Annotated in this window: 19 protein-coding genes; 2 read left to right on the plus strand and 17 right to left on the minus strand. The window is 66.6% G+C overall.

Features of this window, described 5'->3' with window-relative positions; all coding sequences use genetic code 11:
- Positions 1-351: 351 nt before the first annotated feature.
- From GH815_RS17490 to GH815_RS17565, 17 genes are all read right to left on the minus strand, one after another.
- Positions 352-789: a nucleotidyl transferase AbiEii/AbiGii toxin family protein gene (locus tag GH815_RS17490; protein WP_170290383.1), complete on the minus strand. Its 438-nt coding sequence runs from the start codon at positions 787-789 to the stop codon at positions 352-354.
- Positions 740-1,144, minus strand: a complete 405-nt coding sequence (locus GH815_RS17495; RefSeq protein WP_170290384.1) for a type IV toxin-antitoxin system AbiEi family antitoxin domain-containing protein — start codon at positions 1,142-1,144, stop codon at positions 740-742. The genes GH815_RS17490 and GH815_RS17495 overlap by 50 nt, the downstream gene beginning before the upstream one ends.
- Positions 1,145-1,406: 262 nt before the next feature.
- The gene (locus GH815_RS17500) at positions 1,407-1,664 is read right to left on the minus strand and encodes an addiction module antitoxin (protein ID WP_153750031.1); all 258 of its coding nucleotides are present in this window, start codon (positions 1,662-1,664) and stop codon (positions 1,407-1,409) included.
- An 857-nt stretch (positions 1,665-2,521) separates the two neighbouring features.
- Positions 2,522-2,656: a hypothetical protein gene (locus tag GH815_RS19445; protein ID WP_281354810.1), complete on the minus strand. Its 135-nt coding sequence runs from the start codon at positions 2,654-2,656 to the stop codon at positions 2,522-2,524.
- A gap of 22 nt (positions 2,657-2,678) precedes the next feature.
- Positions 2,679-2,924 (minus strand): hypothetical protein, encoded by a 246-nt coding sequence (locus tag GH815_RS17510; RefSeq protein ID WP_407072196.1) that lies wholly within the window; start codon positions 2,922-2,924, stop codon positions 2,679-2,681.
- Positions 2,921-3,595: a YcbK family protein gene (locus tag GH815_RS17515; RefSeq protein ID WP_153750032.1), complete on the minus strand. Its 675-nt coding sequence runs from the start codon at positions 3,593-3,595 to the stop codon at positions 2,921-2,923. The genes GH815_RS17510 and GH815_RS17515 overlap by 4 nt, the downstream gene beginning before the upstream one ends.
- 73 nt (positions 3,596-3,668) lie before the next feature.
- Positions 3,669-3,977, minus strand: coding sequence for a hypothetical protein (locus tag GH815_RS17520; protein ID WP_036707062.1), 309 nt, complete (start codon positions 3,975-3,977; stop codon positions 3,669-3,671).
- 33 nt (positions 3,978-4,010) lie between these two features.
- Positions 4,011-5,933 (minus strand): DUF2793 domain-containing protein, encoded by a 1,923-nt coding sequence (locus tag GH815_RS17525; protein WP_153750033.1) that lies wholly within the window; start codon positions 5,931-5,933, stop codon positions 4,011-4,013.
- A gap of 11 nt (positions 5,934-5,944) precedes the next feature.
- On the minus strand, positions 5,945-9,943 hold the full coding sequence (locus GH815_RS17530; protein WP_153750034.1) for a baseplate multidomain protein megatron: 3,999 nt from the start codon (positions 9,941-9,943) through the stop codon (positions 5,945-5,947).
- 10 nt (positions 9,944-9,953) lie between these two features.
- Positions 9,954-10,400: an NlpC/P60 family protein gene (locus GH815_RS17535; RefSeq protein ID WP_343030948.1), complete on the minus strand. Its 447-nt coding sequence runs from the start codon at positions 10,398-10,400 to the stop codon at positions 9,954-9,956.
- On the minus strand, positions 10,397-11,281 hold the full coding sequence (locus GH815_RS17540; RefSeq protein ID WP_153750035.1) for a DUF2163 domain-containing protein: 885 nt from the start codon (positions 11,279-11,281) through the stop codon (positions 10,397-10,399). The genes GH815_RS17535 and GH815_RS17540 overlap by 4 nt, the downstream gene beginning before the upstream one ends.
- Positions 11,278-11,904, minus strand: coding sequence for a DUF2460 domain-containing protein (locus GH815_RS17545; protein ID WP_153750036.1), 627 nt, complete (start codon positions 11,902-11,904; stop codon positions 11,278-11,280). Before GH815_RS17545 ends, GH815_RS17540 begins: the two co-directional genes overlap by 4 nt.
- Positions 11,904-14,366: a phage tail tape measure C-terminal domain-containing protein gene (locus GH815_RS17550; protein WP_153750037.1), complete on the minus strand. Its 2,463-nt coding sequence runs from the start codon at positions 14,364-14,366 to the stop codon at positions 11,904-11,906. Before GH815_RS17550 ends, GH815_RS17545 begins: the two co-directional genes overlap by 1 nt.
- The gene (locus tag GH815_RS19580) at positions 14,359-14,592 is read right to left on the minus strand and encodes a DUF7697 family protein (protein ID WP_425541992.1); all 234 of its coding nucleotides are present in this window, start codon (positions 14,590-14,592) and stop codon (positions 14,359-14,361) included. Before GH815_RS19580 ends, GH815_RS17550 begins: the two co-directional genes overlap by 8 nt.
- Positions 14,589-15,026 carry a hypothetical protein gene (locus tag GH815_RS17555; RefSeq protein ID WP_153750038.1) on the minus strand — a complete coding sequence of 146 codons (438 nt, stop codon included), beginning with the start codon at positions 15,024-15,026 and terminating at the stop codon, positions 14,589-14,591. The genes GH815_RS19580 and GH815_RS17555 overlap by 4 nt, the downstream gene beginning before the upstream one ends.
- A gap of 2 nt (positions 15,027-15,028) precedes the next feature.
- A complete protein-coding gene (locus GH815_RS17560) occupies positions 15,029-15,967 on the minus strand; it encodes a phage tail tube protein (RefSeq protein ID WP_153750039.1) in 939 nt (312 codons plus the stop codon).
- Positions 15,968-15,989: 22 nt separating this feature from the next.
- Complete coding sequence (locus GH815_RS17565; RefSeq protein WP_153750040.1) at positions 15,990-16,412, minus strand: acyl-CoA transferase; 423 nt, start codon at positions 16,410-16,412, stop codon at positions 15,990-15,992.
- Between the two features lie 114 nt (positions 16,413-16,526).
- Between GH815_RS17565 and GH815_RS17570 the strand changes: the two genes are divergently transcribed.
- Positions 16,527-16,853, plus strand: coding sequence for a type II toxin-antitoxin system PrlF family antitoxin (locus tag GH815_RS17570; protein ID WP_153750041.1), 327 nt, complete (start codon positions 16,527-16,529; stop codon positions 16,851-16,853).
- Positions 16,850-17,350 (plus strand): type II toxin-antitoxin system YhaV family toxin, encoded by a 501-nt coding sequence (locus GH815_RS17575; RefSeq protein ID WP_153750042.1) that lies wholly within the window; start codon positions 16,850-16,852, stop codon positions 17,348-17,350. The genes GH815_RS17570 and GH815_RS17575 overlap by 4 nt, the downstream gene beginning before the upstream one ends.
- Positions 17,351-17,465: the final 115 nt, after the last annotated feature.

The following is a 17,465-nucleotide window of genomic DNA, read 5'->3' on the forward strand; positions in this document are numbered from 1 at the left end:
TCTGGTCTAGCAGCTTGAAACTACAGCGCTTTCAGGCGCACGCAACTTTTCCGGCCGAATTGGACGAATAAGCCGGGGTCAGCCAGTGTCAGGGTGGAAAGTTCGTGAAATCAAGCGCTTATCGGGCAAGCTGTTGGTTTCCTTAAGTTATTGGAATCCGCTATGTTTAGGCTCATAACCTGAAGGTCGTAGGTTCAAATCCTACCCCCGCAACCAAAAACTTCAATAAAACCAAAGACTTCAATGTTGAGCGTTTCGCTTGTGTATAAGCAAACGCGTTTACCTCAACAACAACTCAACGTTACACGAGGCCCCCATCGACGGGCCAGATGATCGCGCAGAACGCGGCAATCATGCCGCCGCCCTGCATGCCGGTTCAAGCCAAGCCCAGATCTCCGCAGTGACCTCCGCGAGCGGCCGCCCGTCGAGAGCCGTGCCCCCAGAGTAGGCCCGCCACTGCGTCATCTTCGCCTGGTCGGTCGAGAACTCCTCCGACAGACCGATAGGGCAGGCGGCTGGAACAATGGTATCGCGTCGAGCGAAGGTTCCTCTGATCGCGGCAGTGAGGTCGCCCATGTCGATGTTGACAGACTTCGGCAGCGTCCACAGATCATAGAGATCCTTCATCCGGCTGTTCGCCAAGCCCAGCGCCACCATGGCCTGAAACTTCTCGGCGATGACCGTTGCCGGGGAGTAGGCACGGATCGATGCGGCAGGGAAGTCGAGCAGGGATCCATACTCAATCTCGAATTGCGGATCCGCCAAGGCATCGCCGAAGCCGAGGTCCACGGTGATCGGTATGCGCGTGCTCACGGAAGCGCACGATGCGGATGCGCGGGTATTCGATCTTCGGGGACCAGTCCTTGGCGCCGATGGCGATCCATACCCGGCGTGGCAGCTGGTCAGTCAGCTGATGAAAGGATAGAGCCGAGGTCAGGCAGATGACGGCTTTCGGTGCGAGCTTGGCGATCTCGATCAGCCCAGCATGAAGGTCTGGCTCGCTGTCTGGTAGCTGATATAGGCCCCGCCCGATCCGTACCACCACGCCATCTGCCACCGCCCTCGCGATGGTGGTTCTGCTCACGCCGATGGAGGCCAGATCCCTTGAACGGGCTGGCGCATGAACTTCCATGTAGTCGATCATCCGGGCACGCTGGCCCTGATCCGACGCAAGCATAGTTACAAAACCTCGGACGAAAGTGCATCTTGTCCTAGGTTTTGTAACATGCTGTTCGGTTCCAAGCAACCTGCGCAGGTCCGCACCCCGCGCTGCCATCATGCCCAATCACCGCAGATTTTGCGGAGATTAGATCCGCTATTCTCCGCACGACTGTTCCATAGGCAGATTATGCCGTTCGATGAACCTTGGAATGGATGGCCCCGGATCAAGAGACGCGGCTGAACCGTCAAATGCGGTTGCGCGCGATCACCTCCGCGGCCGAGGACGGGTGGTAGGTGGATTCTGGGGCGCTGAACGCAGTGAGAAGTTCCGCAAGCAAATGCGTAAGGGCCGCGGCCTCGTGGTTTGCCATGTCGCGCTGGATCAAGTCTTCAACATAGGCGCTGACGGATTGATAGGGCCCTGCGTCGCTCACCATCAACGTCAGGAACTCGTGCAGCTCATCATCGATTTCCACCGTCATCGTTCTGGGTTGGGCCGCCATCCGTCTCTCCCTCCGCGCTGTCAGCTTGAGCCTCGGCGACCTCACGGCCGCAGTCGGGACACGCAGTCTCTGTCCTGGAAAACGCAAATCCGCACTCGAGGCATGGCTTCAGATCAGTCATGTCCTCCAGGAAAGCACAACGCTTACACAGCGTCTTTGTGTGCTTCAGCGACAGATACTCCCGGAAATCCGCAAGCCATGCGAGAATCGCTCCGCGCTTCCAATCGCCCTCCCAGTTTGTCGCCTTCTCGCGCCAAGCCATATACTTTCGCGCGCGGATACCGCGTTTCTGCGCCGCTGTGAGGGCCTCCTTCTTTGCCGGAACTTCGAAAACGTGACCGCAGTAGCCCCGACCAACCGGGCTGTTGCATATCCACGTCGCTGCCTTTTTGCGAAACTGAATCGAAAGGCTGAAGCATAGAGGGCAGCAGTCCCGCATTTCCGGAACTACGGCGTCTCGGATCGCGTAGCATTCTTCCCGCAACTCAGCGCGATAGTCGTGGGCAGGTTCCCGTGACTCATATTCAGCCTTGGCCTTGTCCAAATAGGGCTGAACACGGGGTATTCTCACAGTGTGCTGCAGAACAAGTACAGCTTCATGGTCGGCGCCGCATGTTGCGCATTCCGAACCAAGGAATTGAACCCTGGCGCGCTTCCAGTTTTTCCAGTGCCAAGGCGGGCCATGCTTCCGTCTTGCGACGAAGATTTCGCGAGCAGCTTCCTGGCCCGTCATGGTCCGCCTGTCGAGGGCGTCTTGCACACGCTGGAACTCAAAGGGCCATTCAATCATGAGACAATACCGCTGATCGAGAACAACGCGCCTCGGCTGAGAAATCGGTGCCGAGGCCCACGCTATGTCATAATTGGCACGCCCGCGCTTGATCACGCAAGACAGCGTAGTCGCTCAGCATCCGGACGATGACCGCGCCTTCCGGCAGCGCTTCGACCTCGTCGCCCGCCCGCGCCTGCTCGGCGGCCGTGTAGTCAACCACGCGTGGGCAGGGCGCGCGGGTCTCAGAACCGCCCATCGCGCAGGCGCTCAGCCAGAGCATCGCGATCAGAAGGGCGGCGGGCAGCGGCGTCGAGCATCTCGCGGTGGATAGCATCGTTTCTCTCTCGGGCATCAAACCGTTCGGCGGCGCGCCCAGCGCGTTCACCGGCACGGCGCAGGTTCAGGAGGAACAGCAGGATCGCTGCGGCGGCGAGGATGAGGCCCAGCGCTTTTCGCGCCGGGCCATGGGTCAGAAGCCAGCCGATCACCGCTGCCCCCGTTTCCAGTCGTCGAGCCGGGCGTGGATCGTGACGGCGATGCCGATCAGCGCGATGGCAATCAGCACCCAGCGCAGGGTGTCGAGATAGGGCACCAGTGGCTGGATGGTGGACTGCGTCTCGGCAAGAACATCCTGCAACACTTCGACCCCTGCCGCGCCGATTGTAGCGGCACCCGCCGCGCCCCCACCGCGCAGGGTGCGGCTGTCCGACAGGACTTCGCGCGCGGGCGGCAGTTCCGAGGCGAAGGGCACCGGCCGAGCGGGGAAGGGATTGCCCCAGGACCGGGCAGGACCAAGGTCGATGTGCATGAAGCCCGACCGGGGGTAATAGCCGAAACCGAGGAACCCGACTGCCCGTGCCGCCGCCTCGAAGGCCACCGGATCATGGTTTGCCATGGCGATGTCGAAGGCCGTGCCCTGCATATGCTTCGAGGCCGGGGCGCCACCGACAGCACGGTTGTGTTCGGGGCTGCGATAGGCGGAGCGGATGATGAGAGGCTTGCCGAGGCGGTCGCGCAGGGCTTGGAGCTTGTCCATCGCCTCGGTGTTAATCTTGATCGCGCCGGTGCCGCGACAGGCGATCTCGGCGGCCGAGAAGTTCGGCCAGCGCCAGGCAGTCGCTGGCACATCGCGCCAGTGGGGGTAGGTCAGGGTCGGCATGGTGGATCCTCCAGATGAAAAAACCCGCCTCTGGGGCGGGGGACATGGTCGTTGTGGTGTGGTCGCCAGGCGGTCAGTCTGATCGGCCGCGCTGGAAGGCGTCGAAGAGCATGTCCCGCATGGATCGGATGTCCGTCTCGATCCGGTCGAGGCGGTCGCCATCCACCTTGCGATCTTCGCTGCGCTGCTTGTCGGAGCGGTCGCGTTCGGTGATGAGTTCGCGATCAAGACGATCCAGCAGGGCCTCGTTGGTGAAGGCCTTGCGCGTGATCGCCGCGATCAAGGCCATGGTGCCACCGATCAGGGCGGTCAGCGCGGCGGTGATCCCGTGGTCCCGAAAAGCCCGCGCGACCTCCCCGGCGAGAGTGGTCTGGTCGTTCATGATGGTCCTTTCATTGCCGCAGGCTGCGGTTGGTCAGAAATCAGTTTCGAGGTAGACCCCGGCACAGTCGTAGGCGACTGCAGCGGCTGTCGCGCCGGTGTTCAGGAACAGCCGCGGCGACAGGAACTGTGTCGCGGCGGGCAGGTCGGCGGTGATCTCCTGCTCGAAGACCGCGCCGGAAACCTCGTCGACGACACGCAGCCAGACCGAGCTGCCATTCGGCGGGGCGGCGATGAAGAGCGTCAGCACGCCACCAGTGGCGATAGCGAAGGACGCCCCCATGTCGGTCAGGGTCGGTGCGCCGGTGCCGTCGTTCGCGACCAGCTGCCAGCGGGTGTGCGTCCCGCGCTGGAAGCCGATGCCGATGCAATTCACCACCGCAGCCAGCGTCAGGGTGGTGGCCAGCGCGGCCGTCGATCCATAGAGGCCGAAGAACCCCATGCCAGTTGCCTGCAGGGTCGTCAGCGAAATCCGCGTGACGAAGGTCCAGCCGCCGAGGCCCGCGGCGTTGCCGCGCCAGCAGGCCCAGCCTGCGGATCGCTGGTCGGCGACCGAGTCCACGGCGGCCGCCGAGGTCAGACGCCAGCGCCGCATGCTGGCGGCAAGGTTCGTGGCGGCCAGCGTCGGGTGCGAAACGGTGCCGACCGAAGTGATCGGCATCCCTTCGGTGGTGATCGTCGTCGTGACCGACGGCGACCACGTGGCGATCCGGTTCACCCCGAAATGCGGCTGCAGCGGAAAGTCCCGCCCCGAGGGACGCATCACGTCGATCCATGGCGCCCCGGCGCGGCTGCGGGCATAGACAGCGGCCTTGCCTGCGGGCGGCGGGGTAGGCGCTGCGGCCAGTCCCGGCAATACCGTCGGCTGCAGCAGTTCCACCTGGCCGTTGGTGCGGTCGATACGGATCGCGTCGTAGAAGGCCGACCCATCCGGACTGACCTTGAAGCTGAAATCATCATTCCCGAGCAACCCGATGAGGGCGCGGGCCGAGAAGCCGGTCTTGAAGGCGAAGGCCGCGTCATTCCCGGCCGCAGCCTTGTTGACGGTCGTCTCGATGCCCGCGCCTGCGTTGTTCAGCAGCACCGCAGGCGTGTTGACCGACAGGCGGTTGTAGCTGTCGGCCGTCGCCCCGCCGAGGCCAAGAAGCTGCGCCGTCAGGTTCGCCTGCGGCATGCCGACCTGTGTGACGGGATTGGCGAAGGTGACGGTGGGCGTGTTCACCACCGTGGTGCCGCCCGCGCCAGCCGTCGCAGAGCCGATGTTCACGACCGTGGTTGATCCGGTGGCGCCGCCAGTGCCGATGTTAACGGTCTTGGTCACGCCCGTGGTCGTGGCGCCGGTGCCCATGCCATAGGTGGCGGTCGTCGTCGCCGTGCCGATCGAGGCGCTGGCAGCCGACACCGTCACGGTTCCGGATGCTGTCAGCGTACCGGAGAAAGTCTTGTTGCCGGTGAAGGTCTGCGTGCCAGCGAGGATCGCCAGTTCGGACGAGGTGTTCGGCAGCGTGAAGCTGCGCGTCGTCCCGGCGCTGATGCCCGCCAGCGAGAAGGTGGCCTTCTTCGTCGGGTCCGCATCGTTCACCAGGCTGAACACTGCGTCCGAGACGTCGCGCGGCTCGCCCACCACCTGCCAGGCGCTGCCTGTCCAGACGAGGAACAGGCCTTCCGCCGCGACCCAGACCAGCCAGCCGGTGCGCGGCACCAGCCGGATCCACGCGCCATCGACCCAGAAGGCGATGTTCAGGTCCCATCCGGCCCAGAGGCCTGTTGCACCGGAGGCCACAAGGTGCCGATTGCTGTCGGCGGGACTGGCCGGGGGCGCGGTGCGCGTGCGGTCGAGGACAGAGAGCTGCACCATGGCATCGAGCAGGCGCAGCGCCTCGTTGTGGGTGACATGCTTCTGCGCCTGGGCGGCCAGGAGGTAAGGCAAGCCCAGATGGGTCGTGGTGTCGGACATGGGAAATCCCGTCAGAACTGGAGGGTCACGGCCGCAGGCGTGCCACGGCCGAGGCGGTTCGAAAGCTGGTAGATGCGGATCGCCAGCGTCTGGCCGGGGCCGAGCGGTGCGCCCCAATCGGCTGTCTGCTGGGCGGCGGTGTAGAGTACGGATGTCGTGCTGCTGGTCAGTGTGCGCTTGATCGATGCCCCGTCGAGGATCTGGACGTCATAGCTTTCCAGGTCTTCGGCCAGCGGCACTTCGACCTGTTCCCAGGCATCAGCGACCAGCGCCCGGGATCGCCGCGTCCAGCGGATCGTCAGATCGCCCGAGCTACGAGCCGTTCGCCATGGCTGCTCGACATGGACCGTGGCGAAGGGAACAAGCCCCCGGCCAGTGGGGGTTAAGCCCAGCGCGGCATAGCTCGCGTCACTGACCGCCCGGGCGGCCGGGCCGACACGCCAGTTCCACGGCAGTCCGAGATCGGCCTCGGCGATGGGTAGCGAGGCCAGCGTCGTGTCAAGCACCACGACCCGCGCGCCAGCCGGAGCCGGGTTGCCCATGGCATGTTCCGTCCCGCGCAGGCCGCGCAGGAGGCGGGTGAGCCGGTAGCGGCCAGCGGCAATCAGTTCGGCTTGGCCAGCCTGGACGATCTCCCAGACCCCGGCCTCCGTCTCCACGGCCAGCGCATTCGCCCCGCCGAACAGGGCAACGTCGGTCACACTCTCCAGCGTTCCGGACAGCAGGTCGACCACCAGCGCGTTGCCGAGATCGAAGCGCGAGGTTGGCCCCGGAAAGAAGTCGAAGACTAGCGTGCCGATCCGCGCCCGACTGCCGATGGTGGTCAGGAGGTTGAAGCCGTCGGTGGACGCGCTGCGGAAGACCGCGATCTCGCCGGGCCAGGGGCTGGCATAGGCGGCGATCAGCGGGCGATGGGCGGGCTGGTCCTCGCTGATCTGTGGCAGGTCCAGAATCACCACCTCCGGCGTCCCGAAGACGACGGGGCTGGCGAGCGACGCGGGCCGGGGATCGCCGGGCGGCAGGTCATAGGCGGCACGGTCCTGGCGCACTGCCTCGATGCCCCGCGCTTCGGCATCGGCGACGGAAACCAGTCGGAACTCGACTTCACGACCGTCATGGACGAGCCGGATCACGTCCGCAGGGTCGAGGGCCAGCCGCGAGGGCGGCAGGCGGAAGGTGGCGCTTTCCCGGCCGATCCACGCCTCCATCAACGCGCGACGGCAGCGGCGTTCGGCCTCCTCGGGTGGGATCGCCATGGGGAAGCTTTCCGAGGCGATACGCGTGGTGTCGACGGTGATGCGCCGCGCCTCGACCAGCGCGGCATCATAGTCCTCATCTGCACGGGCGACCTGCCACTTCAGCGCCTGCGGCAGTTCGGTTTCCTGGCCGCGGGTCAGTTCGAACGCCTCGCCTTCGCGGCTGGCGACCAGATCATCCACGGTCAGGGTGAGGCTGGATGCCCGGCCGCGCATCACGAAGCGGATCAGGCCCTCGGTCTCGATGGCATCGAAGCCGAAATGCCGTGCCAAGGTGGAAATCGAGGCGCGGGGGCTTTCCAGCGCGCCGATGACATAGCCTTCGACCGCGCCCCAGAGGCCGGTGACGTCGATGAGGTCTTCCGCCAGCCCGGCGCGCAGGCAAAGGTGCCGCACGAGTGCCGCCAACGACACCGCGCCGAGCCGACCGGTCAGCCAGTGGCCGAGGCGCCAGTTTGGACCGTCCGTCCAGACCCCGGTCAGTTCGGGGAAGAACGGATAGGGCCGCGCATCCCAGGTCCAGGCGGCGCATTCCGGAACATGCACCATCCGGTCGCCGTAGACGGACGACGTCGGGTTGTTCGTGCCCTCGCCCCACCAGAGATAGCTGGCCTCGAGATAGGCACGCTGGATGGCATCATCGCGCCAGCCGCGCGAGAAGTGGGGCGTGAAGCTCTCGGACGACTTCGGGTCGAAGAACACGTTGGGCTGGTTCGTGCCCCGGTCGATGGCCGGGCAGCCGAGTTCGGTAAACCAGACGGGCTTGGATTGCGGCACCCATGCCGTGGGCGTTCCGCTTTCTACCCCGCCCGGCCGGTTGAAATGCGGGTTCGACCACCAGGCGCGGAGATCCTTGTAGCGGAAGACCCATGGCTTGCCTGCGGCCCCGTCCGTGATGGGCGTGCGGATTTGCGCCGACCGGTTGGCCGCCGAGGCGTAGAACCAGTCGAAGCCTTCGCCACCCGCAATGTTGGCCTGCAGGTAGGCCCGATCATGGATCGCGGGCCAGCCCTCGAGGGCATCGGCGTGGTCGAAGCCATCCCGCCAGTCGGAGAGCGGCATGTAATTGTCGATCCCGATGAGATCGATATTGGCATCCGACCAGAGCGGGTCGAGGTGAAAGAACACGTCCCCCGTGCCGTCTCCTGGCTGGTGACCGAAATACTCGGACCAGTCCGAAGCGTAGCCGACCTTGGTGCCCGCCCCGAGGACGGCCTTCACGTCCGCCGCCAGTGCCTTGAAGGCGGTGACCGCCGGATAGGCGCTGGCGCTGGAGCGGATCGTCGTCAGGCCGCGCATCTCGGTGCCGATCAGGAAGGCATCGACGCCGCCCGCCGCCGCGCAGAGATGGGCATAATGCAGGATCATGCGGCGCAGGCCCCAGTCGCCCGAGGGACCGGTCCAGCTGACAGTGTCGCCCGCGACCACGAACTGCGCTGCTGTGGCCGCGCCGAAGAAGCTGGAGACCTGCGTCGCGGCCGCGGCTGTCTTGTCCGCGGTCCCGGTATAGCCCGCCGCCGGGGAACAGGTGATCCGGCCCCGCCACGGGAAACTCGGCTGGCCCGGTGTGGCGGCGTTGTTGGAATAGGGGTTCGGCAGGGTATTTCCGGGCGGCACGTCCATCAGCAGGAAGGGATAGAAGGTGACCCGCAGCCCGCGCGCCTTCATCTCGCGGATCGCCTGCACCACCGCAAAGTCGGCAGGCGTGCCGCCGTAGACCGGGCGGTCCTCGGCGTCACGGCTGACCAGATGCGCACTCGCCCGCGCCACGCCATTCACGGACCAGACCTTCGGGCTGGTGACCTTCATCGCCACCTCGACGCCCGGTTTGATGGTGCAATTGCCCGCGCGCAAGTCATCGCCGAACCAGGCCACGACGAGGCTGACGCTTTCCACGGCCGGGGCCATCGCCTGCAGCCGATCCAGCGCCACGACGATGTCGGCCTCGTCGGGCAGCGCGTTGAGGTTCTCGGCCGAGGTCGTGCCACCGGTGGTCTGGCCGAACACCGTGGTCGTGGCGCCCACCGTCTTGCGGACGGCTTCGGTCGCATAGGTGAACTCGCCAGAGGCCGGGATCATGGTCACCGCCTTCACCTGCCCCTCGGCGGTGTCGGGATCCGCAAGCGGCCGGAAGACCTCGAAGGACAGTTGCGGCAGGCGATTGCCGTAGGTGGCAAGCGCCAGTTCCTCCAAGACGACATAGGCTGTCCCGCGAAAGGCCGGGGTGTTGGCCGCTCCCATCTTTGCCGAAATGAAGGGATCGGCCGCTTGCGCCTCGTTCCCAGGATACCAGCGCCAGGTGATCCCCGTCATGTCGAGCGGCTTGCCGTCGGCCCAGATGCGGCCGATGCCGGTGATCGGACCCTCGCACAGGGCCACAGCGAAGCTGGCATAGTACAGATACTCGGTCGTCTGGACCCGGCCACCGCCGCCGCCCTTGCCGCCGCCTTGCGTGGTGGTCTTCGTCTCCTCCCGGAAATCCGTGGCCCAGATGATGTTGCCGCCAATGCGCATGCGGCCGTAGAGGCGCGGGATGATCGCCCCTTCGGTGGCCGAGGTGATCCGCAAGCTGTCGAGGCGCTGGCCCTCGATCTTCTGCGCAGGGGCCAACGAGGACACGATCCAGCTGTCCACCACCGACCCGATGGTCGAGCCGATGAAGCCACCGATGGCAGCGCCAGAGAAGCCGAGGATCGCACCGCCAAAGGCCCCGCCGATGGCGGAGCCGACGGCACCGAGGACGAGCGTGGCCATTACGAAAATCTCAGCGAGCAGGGAACAGAAAGGCGAAGGCGATCTTGCGCGCCCAAGTCGGTGTCAGCGGTTCCTCGATCACGCCGAGGCGTTCGTAGGCGTGAAGGAAGGTGTCGGGCCCGGTGAGGATGCCCACATGCTTGGCGATGGCGCGGGGCACCATCCGGAACATGATCAACGCACCGGGTGGGGCGTCGGCAGGTGCGATCTCTGGCATCATCCGTCGCGCGCCGTCCGCCAGCACCTCGCGCGGGCCGGTCTCGCCCCAGTCCCGGCTGTAGGGCGGGATCGGGAACGGCTCCGGCCCCACTACCTCGCGCCAAACACCGCGCGCGAGGCCGAGGCAGTCGCAGCCGACGCCGCGCAGGCTGGCCTGGTCATGATAGGGCGTGCCGAGCCAGGATCGCGCGGCGGAGATGACGCGGGCAGGATCGGCAGTCGGTGTTTGCGCGGTCACAGCACCGCCCCCTCATGGCCGCCATCCTTGGTGGCGTAGCGAAGGACTGCGTCTTGGCCCGGGATGTGCGGAAAACCGCGAAAGTTCGCGACATTGGCGAACTTCGTGCCGCAGGTCGCCATCCGCTTGTCGCAGCCTGCGCGGACCAGGAAGGCATCCGTTGCCGTGATAGGTCGCACCGGCGCTTCCAGCAGGGTCAGGATCGCCACGCCGTCGACGAGGTCATGCGACAGTACCTCGACCCGTCGCCCGGCATTCGCACCGGTCGACCATTCGACCAGTCCGAAGGCAAACCAGCCCGCCGCGAAACTGGCGAGGCCCGATGCCGTGAAGGCCCGGTCGCGCAGCACATCGATGACCGCGCCGGTGCCCTTGAAGGCCGGTGCCTCGAGGTTCACGCCGCAGCGCGCATCGCCCAGCGCGGCATCGCAGCTGGCCTGGAACGTCCGCCCCACGGTCTGGCCGAGGACATGGGCCAACGACCGGACCTCCGCCACGAAGGCGAGCCTCCCGCGCCGGATCTGGCCGATGGCCCCGCGCCGCAGAAGCACGCGCTGCGCAGGAGCCGACCAGTTCACCCGCCAGACCTCGACCGCCGCATTGTCCCACCGGCCGTCGAGGATGTCGGTCTCTGTGATCCGGTCGGAGGAGAGCACGCCTTGCGCGTCTTGTGCGTCGACTGACAGGTCAGAGCCAGACCGCACCTCGGAGGCCGTCAGACCGCTTTCCGGTTCGAACTCGGTCCCGTCGAACGACAGGGTCCGGTCGTGGTCGGTGAAGCCGAAGGTCACGCCATCGGCGCGAGTGATGCGCCAGCACCAGGACAGGGTGGTGGTACCGTCGTCGAGATGGGCTTGAAGCACGGGGATCAGTGACCTCATGTGCGGATTTCCACGAGGGGGATCGAGGTGATCGACCCGAGAAGTTCGAGGTCGAGGGTGACGTCGAGGACATCGGTGTCGAACCGGACGGGGACGTCGAATTCGAAGCCTGCGGTGATTGCCACGCCCGCGGCCGGGGCGGTGGCGAAGGTGATGAGGCCAGTGGTCGTGGAAACCGACCAGCCGGAGGCTTGTGGCGTACCGTTCAGGGCGATGGTCACAGTTCCGGCGACGGGCTTGGTGATCGCCCGCGTCCAGGACTGCGCGCCCGAGGCGTAGCGCTTGGTGAGCTGGAAAAGGGTGGCAGCCCCGTTCCCGGTGCCGATGGGCTGGTTGGTCGCCCCTGGCGTCTGCGACGGAAGGCAGGATTTGAAGTCCGCCCAGTCCTTGAAGCGGAAACCGTGGAGGCGGCCATTGCGAGCCTCGAAAAAGGCGACAACCGCCGCCAGATCGTCTGCGCGGCGGATGCCGTAGGCGACATCATAGCGGCGGCGCGAGTTGGCCCAGCTGGCGTTGCGTTCCTCGGCCCCGCTTGCCAGCTCGACGATCTGGGTGCGCCGCTCGGGGCCACCGCGTGCCCCGCGGCTGATGTTGTCCGGAAAGCGGACCTCGTGAAACGCCATCACATCCCCCTTCGACCGAGCGATACTGCCCGGGCGATGTCGCTGGCGACCTGCGTCCGGGATTGCCGGAAACTCTCGGCGTCGCGGGCGTTGATCGTGACGTTGATGGTCGAGGCGCCCGCCTGGCCGTAACCGGCGGCTTCGCGCCTCGAGAGAACCCGCTCTCCGCGTTGCAGGATCGCGGGCACCTCATCGGGGCGCAGCCCGGCCCAGCCCCCGTTGTGCATGCGGGGCGCAGCTGCAAAGGCCAGAGCCGGGACCATCCGGCCGGGGCCCGGGGCACCGACCAAACCGCCCGCATGCAGGATGTTCGCGAAAATCCCACCGGCGCCGCCCAGCGCACCCGAAAGGGCGTTCGCAATCGGGCCAAGGATGAAGCGCCGCGCCGCCAGCTTGGCGAGGTCGGCGATCATCGACGTGACCAGATCGCGGAAGTCGAGCTTGCCAGTCTTCACGAAGTCGCCGATGGCGTTCTCGGCCGAGGTGAAGGCCCCGACCAGCGCGCTGCCGATATCGCCACCGATGTCGCGCGCCTTGGCAGCGTAGTCGGCGAGGGCTGCGGTGACAGCTTGCCAGCCCGTGAGGGCAGTGTCCGCGCCTTCGGCTGCAGCCGCCCCGGCGTCGCGCGCGGCCCCGCCTGCGCCATCGGCGGCGGTGGTCGTTTCGTTCAGCCCGGTGGTCAGGGCATCGGCCGCACCAGCCGCATCCGCGAGCGCGGTCTTTGCCTCGGTCCCCGTGCCGGTGACGGCATCCTTCAGCGCCTGCCAGCTGGCCAGCGGCCGACCGGCGGCATCAGCCAGCATCCCGGCCGCCTCGCGATAGCCGTCGGCCCGGGCGCGGGCGTCGCCGGCCATCGCGCCGAGGCCGAGATCGGGCGGTTCGAGATAGCTGCGCGCCAGCGCGGCCGAGAAGGCATCCGCGGCGGCAGCACCCGCAGCGGTCGCGGCCCCCTCGAAGGGATTGCCGATGCGCCCCAGTTCCACCGGGTCGAGGATACCGATCCGCACGCCACCTTCGCCCGTCGCCCATTCGGGCAGCAGCGCGAGGGCAGCGTTCAGCGTCTCGATGAAGCTATTGATGCGTGTGACAACACCGTTCAGCATCGCCTCGACGCCCGAGATGAGCCCGTTTGCCGCCTGGAAGGCGAAATCGCCGATGGCGCCGGGCAGGCTGCCCCAGATGGCTACCGCCGCGTCATAGGCACCCTGGAAGATCGCCGCCGTCCGGTCGCCGAAGCTGACGACGCCTGCGATGGTGCCCTCCAGCGCAGAGAGTCCGGCCGCTTTCAGCCCCTCCCATCCGGCCGCCATACGGGCAAGGGTGGCGTCCAGCGACAGGCCGATGCGCGACCACACCTCGCGGGCCAGATCGCCGAGGAGGCGAAACGCCTCGCCCACCCCGCCGACCCGGGCGACGAGTTGCGAGAACTGATAGACCAGCTCGCCCGCCCCGACGATCAGCGCGCCGATGCCGGTACGGATCAGCGCGCCGCGCAGGAAGACGAGCGCCGTCGCGAGCCCGCGCACGGAGAGGGCGGCCGCCGCCATTCCCGCCACCCAGCGCCCGGCCATAACGGCGGCGAAGGTCGCGGCATAGGAGGCGAGACGGCTGAGATTGCCGATCAGCGTGTCGATGGCCGAGCGCAGAATGCCACCGTCTGACGCGAGGGCGACGAAGGCATTGGCCAGCGCCTCGATGGTCGGGGCCACGGCCACGGCGATCCGGTTCCGGAGGCCATCGAAGACGAGCGACACGGTGCCCAGAGCCAGTTGCGTACGGCGCAAGGCTTCCAGCGCATCACCGTCCAGAACTGCGCCAAGGTCCGAGGCCTGATCCCCAAGCCGGGCCATCTCCGCACCGCCGTTCCGCAAAAGCGGCAGCAGGCGCGTGGCGTCCGAGGCCATGGCCTCGAGATAGAAGGTCATCTCCTGCTGGCTGAGCCCAGCGCGTTCCAACGTGTCGACGTAGAGTTGGAGGGCTTCGGGGCCGGAGAGGCGGGCGAACTCGTCGGCCGTGACACCCACGCGCGGGGCGACGTTCTCGAAGAAGTCGGCCATCGGCCCGCCGCCGGTCTGCAGGAAATCACCGACCCGGTCGTTCACGTCCTTCAGGATATCGGCCAGCTTCTCCTGCTCGATGCCAACCGTCCGCGCCCCGGCCGACCAGCGCTGCAGGGTTTCCGGCGTCGCATTGGCGACCTGCGCGAACAGCCGGATCTGGGCAGCACTCTCGGCCGTGGAGCGGACGATGAGGCCGAGCGAAGCCGTGGCGGCGGCAGCAGCGGCACCAAGTGCAAGCCCCGCGCGGCGTGCGAAGGCCGCTAGCCGGGTGTTCGCCAGTTCCATCTCGCGCGACAGGCGGCCAAAGCCACGGGCACCGGCCTCGCCCACACCCTCCAGTTCGGCGCGCACGCGACGTCCGCCCTCCGCCACGAGGCGGACGGAGACCTTCTTCTCAGCCATTCCGGCGTCCTTCCATCTGCTCGTTCAGTTTGCGCACCATCACTGCCTCGATTTCGGGCAGCAGTTCGGCGGCGATCAGGGCATTGACGCCCAGCGCCTCGGCCAGTGACAGCGCGGCGCTCATGTCCCATCCGATGACCGCCCCCGGCGCGATCCGCAGCTGGCCGCCGAGGCGCTGGGTCAGGTCCCAGACCTGCCAGCCCTCGATGGTCTGCGGCCGGTTCAGTCTTGCGGGGCAGTCCGGGCAGGGGCCTGCGCAGGCCGCGCAGTAGCCGTCGCCCCCGCCGAAGGACCAGTCGGCGAGGGCGCGGAGGCGTTTTTTTCCTGATCCAGCATCAGACCGCGGGCGACATATTGCGCCTGGAAGGCTTCGAAGACCGGCCAGATTTCGAGGAGCGCATCGATCCCGGCCGGGCTGACTGGCACGAGGTTGCCGTCATCGTCACCGACACCTTCCCATTCCAGCACGGCGCGGCGGGCGACGGCCTTGGCCATGGCCAGCGCCATGTCCTCCTGGCTGGAGGTTTCCGACAGGCCGCCGATGACGGGATCGGCGCGGGCTGAGACCATCAGCGCGGTGGTGAGGGGCGCCACCAGGACGCGCAGGCCGGGTAGCAGGTCCAGCCATTCGGGCCGGTTCGAAATGTTCAGACGGATCATGGTCAGTATCCCGTGACGGTGTTGACGAGGACGGCGGTGCACATGCGGGCGGGGCTGGTGGTCTTCGCGGCCTGCCAGTCGAAGGTGGCCTGGATGCCCTGGGGCCCGGGGATTTCGATCCGCGGGACCGGCAGGTAGACGGCGTGGGCGGTGAAGGTGAAGCTGGCGTTGGCGCCGAGGCTGTAGGCGAACTCGAGCTCGCAAGGCGTGCCGTCGATGGCTTGGGTCACCAGCGCCGGGTCGGCGAACCGCACCTCGATCCGACCGGTCAGCGCGGCCATGCCCGGATCGGCGCCCTCGATCTTGCCGTCGTTCCGGATGGTCTCGATCCGGTCGAGGCCGTTGGCATAGGTGATCTCGGCCGAGACGACGTTGCCCAAGGCCGTGCCGTTGCGCTTCACCACGCCGTTGAAATGGCCGAAGCGCTGCAGGCCCAGCGCGGTCGGGGTGCCTGCGGCCGTGGTTGCAGCGATGGCCTCGCCCTGCGCGATCAGGCGGGCGGTCGCGGTCAGCAGCCCCGACCGGCTCATCTGCCAGCTGAGCTGGTCCATCACGCAGCCCGCATACATCGCGAAGCGCGGCACCTCGGGCATGGCGACTTCGATGGCCATCGAGGGCAGGGTCCAGTTGCCCGACTGGAAGGTGTGGGTCTTGGGCGTGGTCCCGGTCGTGGTCGGGGCGCCAAAGGCCGCCTTCAGCCAGAAGCCGAATGCCTCGACGTCGATCGGCACCACCACCTCGCCATCGGCAGTGACGGCGTCCTTGACGGGGGCCAAGGGATCGCGGCCATAGCCGAGCAATTCCGAATTCAGAAGCGGTTGTTCTGCGCCCAGCGTGGTGCGGGCGAAGGGCATCAGCCGATAGCCGCTGGCGGGCGGGGTGCCGTAAACTGTCTCGAACGCAAGCGCCATCTGCGCCCGCGCGCCGTGTGCGCGTGCCATGGGGGTCTCCTATGTGAGGAATTCAGGCCAGAGGGCCGGTCGTGGTGTAATGCAGGACGATGGTAATCACTGCCGCCTTCAGGGCCGCTGCGCCCTCGACTGGCAGGTCGACCGAGGCCGGGGCCTCGGGTTCGACCCAGTCACAGAGGCCGCCCAGCGTGCGGTCCGCCTCAAGTGCCGCGCCAATGGCGGCGACCAGGTCGTCGAAGACGCTTGACCGGCTGGTGCCCGCCTGGACGACAACCTCAAGTTCTGCCCGGTGCTGGTAGTGATAGCGCAGCGGCGACAGCGTCACCTCTGGCTCGCCGGGCTGGCCGTCGCGCAGGATGATCAGCCCTGCCGCAGGGATCCGCTCGGGCAGCACTTCGTCACGCAGGGTGAGGGCGGCAAGCGGCTGCAGCCGCGCGTGCAGCGCGGCGAGGACGGTTTTGCGGGTGGTGGGCATGGGTGCACCAATGTTGCGGGTGGCCTGAAGCGCGGTACAGGCCCTTCACCGCTGTGTTCTTGAATGGGTAATGCATTCGCATTACCTTGAGCCTGCGGGGTGAAGGAGAATCACATGCTGGCTGAACTCAAGGTCGAGTCCACGCTGACGGACAAGTATCAGACCACGATGCCCGGCGTCGTGCGCAAGGCGCTTGGCCTGAAAAAGCGCGATCGCATCTCCTACACCATCCTGCCTGAGGGCGACGTCCTCCTCCGCCGCGCCTCGGATACCGCGGAAGACCCTGCCATCGGCGCATTTCTCGCGTTTCTGGCGCAGGACATCCGCCAGAATCCCGGCCATGTCCGGGGCCTGGACGCGCCTCTGCGCGCCAAGCTGGCCGAGCTTGTCGACGGTGTCGAAGTGGACCTTGATGCGGCGCTGTCGCCCGAAGATGAATGACGGATGCCTCCAACGTGCCGTTGGTCGTGAACGGCTGGACCCTGTTCGCGCACCCGTTGTTTCTTGATCAGGTGTCGGAACTTGCCGAAAAGGTCTCGGCCCTGAAGGCTGCAAACCCGGCTGGCTATCGCAGCAAGAACGCAACCAAGCGCCTTGCTGCGATCAACAAGCTGATCTTCGAAGAAATCCCTTCTGATCCGGCCGACCCGAAGTTTCGGCAGGGCAATACGCTTGGCGACGAGCACCGGCACTGGTTCCGGGCGAAGTTCTTTCAGCGGTACCGGCTTTTCTTCCGCTTTCACGCCGAGAGCCGCATCATCATCTTCGCCTGGGTGAACGACGACACCACGCTGCGCGCCTATGACAGCCGCACGGATGCCTATCGGGTGTTCAAGGGCATGCTGGAGGACGGCGACCCGCCCAGCGATTGGAAAGCACTGCTCGCCAGCGTTCGGTCAGCCTCCGGTCAGCTTGCCGCTTTGATCGAGCAGAAGTGACGCTTCATCCCACCAAGTCGAAGAATTGCCGACCTGGCTAGGGTCAGGACCCATTGATATACTTGAAGCTGTCCGGCCTGCGTGATTCAAGCTCCCGAACTGACGGGGGTGGAGA

This window comes from Rhodovulum strictum (genome assembly GCF_009649175.1).
Lineage (GTDB): Bacteria > Pseudomonadota > Alphaproteobacteria > Rhodobacterales > Rhodobacteraceae > Rhodovulum > Rhodovulum strictum.

Bases quoted from the DNA above. Each gene is read 5' to 3' on its own strand.
- GH815_RS17495 (WP_170290384.1), bottom strand. From the start codon at position 1,144: ATGATCGACTACATGGAAGTTCATGCGCCAGCCCGTTCAAGGGATCTG.
- GH815_RS17500 (WP_153750031.1), bottom strand. From the start codon at position 1,664: ATGGCGGCCCAACCCAGAACGATGACGGTGGAAATCGATGATGAGCTG.
- GH815_RS17515 (WP_153750032.1), bottom strand. From the start codon at position 3,595: ATGCCGACCCTGACCTACCCCCACTGGCGCGATGTGCCAGCGACTGCC.
- GH815_RS17520 (WP_036707062.1), bottom strand. From the start codon at position 3,977: ATGAACGACCAGACCACTCTCGCCGGGGAGGTCGCGCGGGCTTTTCGG.
- GH815_RS17525 (WP_153750033.1), bottom strand. From the start codon at position 5,933: ATGTCCGACACCACGACCCATCTGGGCTTGCCTTACCTCCTGGCCGCC.
- GH815_RS17530 (WP_153750034.1), bottom strand. From the start codon at position 9,943: ATGGCCACGCTCGTCCTCGGTGCCGTCGGCTCCGCCATCGGCGGGGCC.
- GH815_RS17540 (WP_153750035.1), bottom strand. From the start codon at position 11,281: ATGAGGTCACTGATCCCCGTGCTTCAAGCCCATCTCGACGACGGTACC.
- GH815_RS17545 (WP_153750036.1), bottom strand. From the start codon at position 11,904: ATGGCGTTTCACGAGGTCCGCTTTCCGGACAACATCAGCCGCGGGGCA.
- GH815_RS17550 (WP_153750037.1), bottom strand. From the start codon at position 14,366: ATGGCTGAGAAGAAGGTCTCCGTCCGCCTCGTGGCGGAGGGCGGACGT.
- GH815_RS17555 (WP_153750038.1), bottom strand. From the start codon at position 15,026: ATGATCCGTCTGAACATTTCGAACCGGCCCGAATGGCTGGACCTGCTA.
- GH815_RS17560 (WP_153750039.1), bottom strand. From the start codon at position 15,967: ATGGCACGCGCACACGGCGCGCGGGCGCAGATGGCGCTTGCGTTCGAG.
- GH815_RS17565 (WP_153750040.1), bottom strand. From the start codon at position 16,412: ATGCCCACCACCCGCAAAACCGTCCTCGCCGCGCTGCACGCGCGGCTG.
- GH815_RS17570 (WP_153750041.1), top strand. From the start codon at position 16,527: ATGCTGGCTGAACTCAAGGTCGAGTCCACGCTGACGGACAAGTATCAG.
- GH815_RS17575 (WP_153750042.1), top strand. From the start codon at position 16,850: ATGACGGATGCCTCCAACGTGCCGTTGGTCGTGAACGGCTGGACCCTG.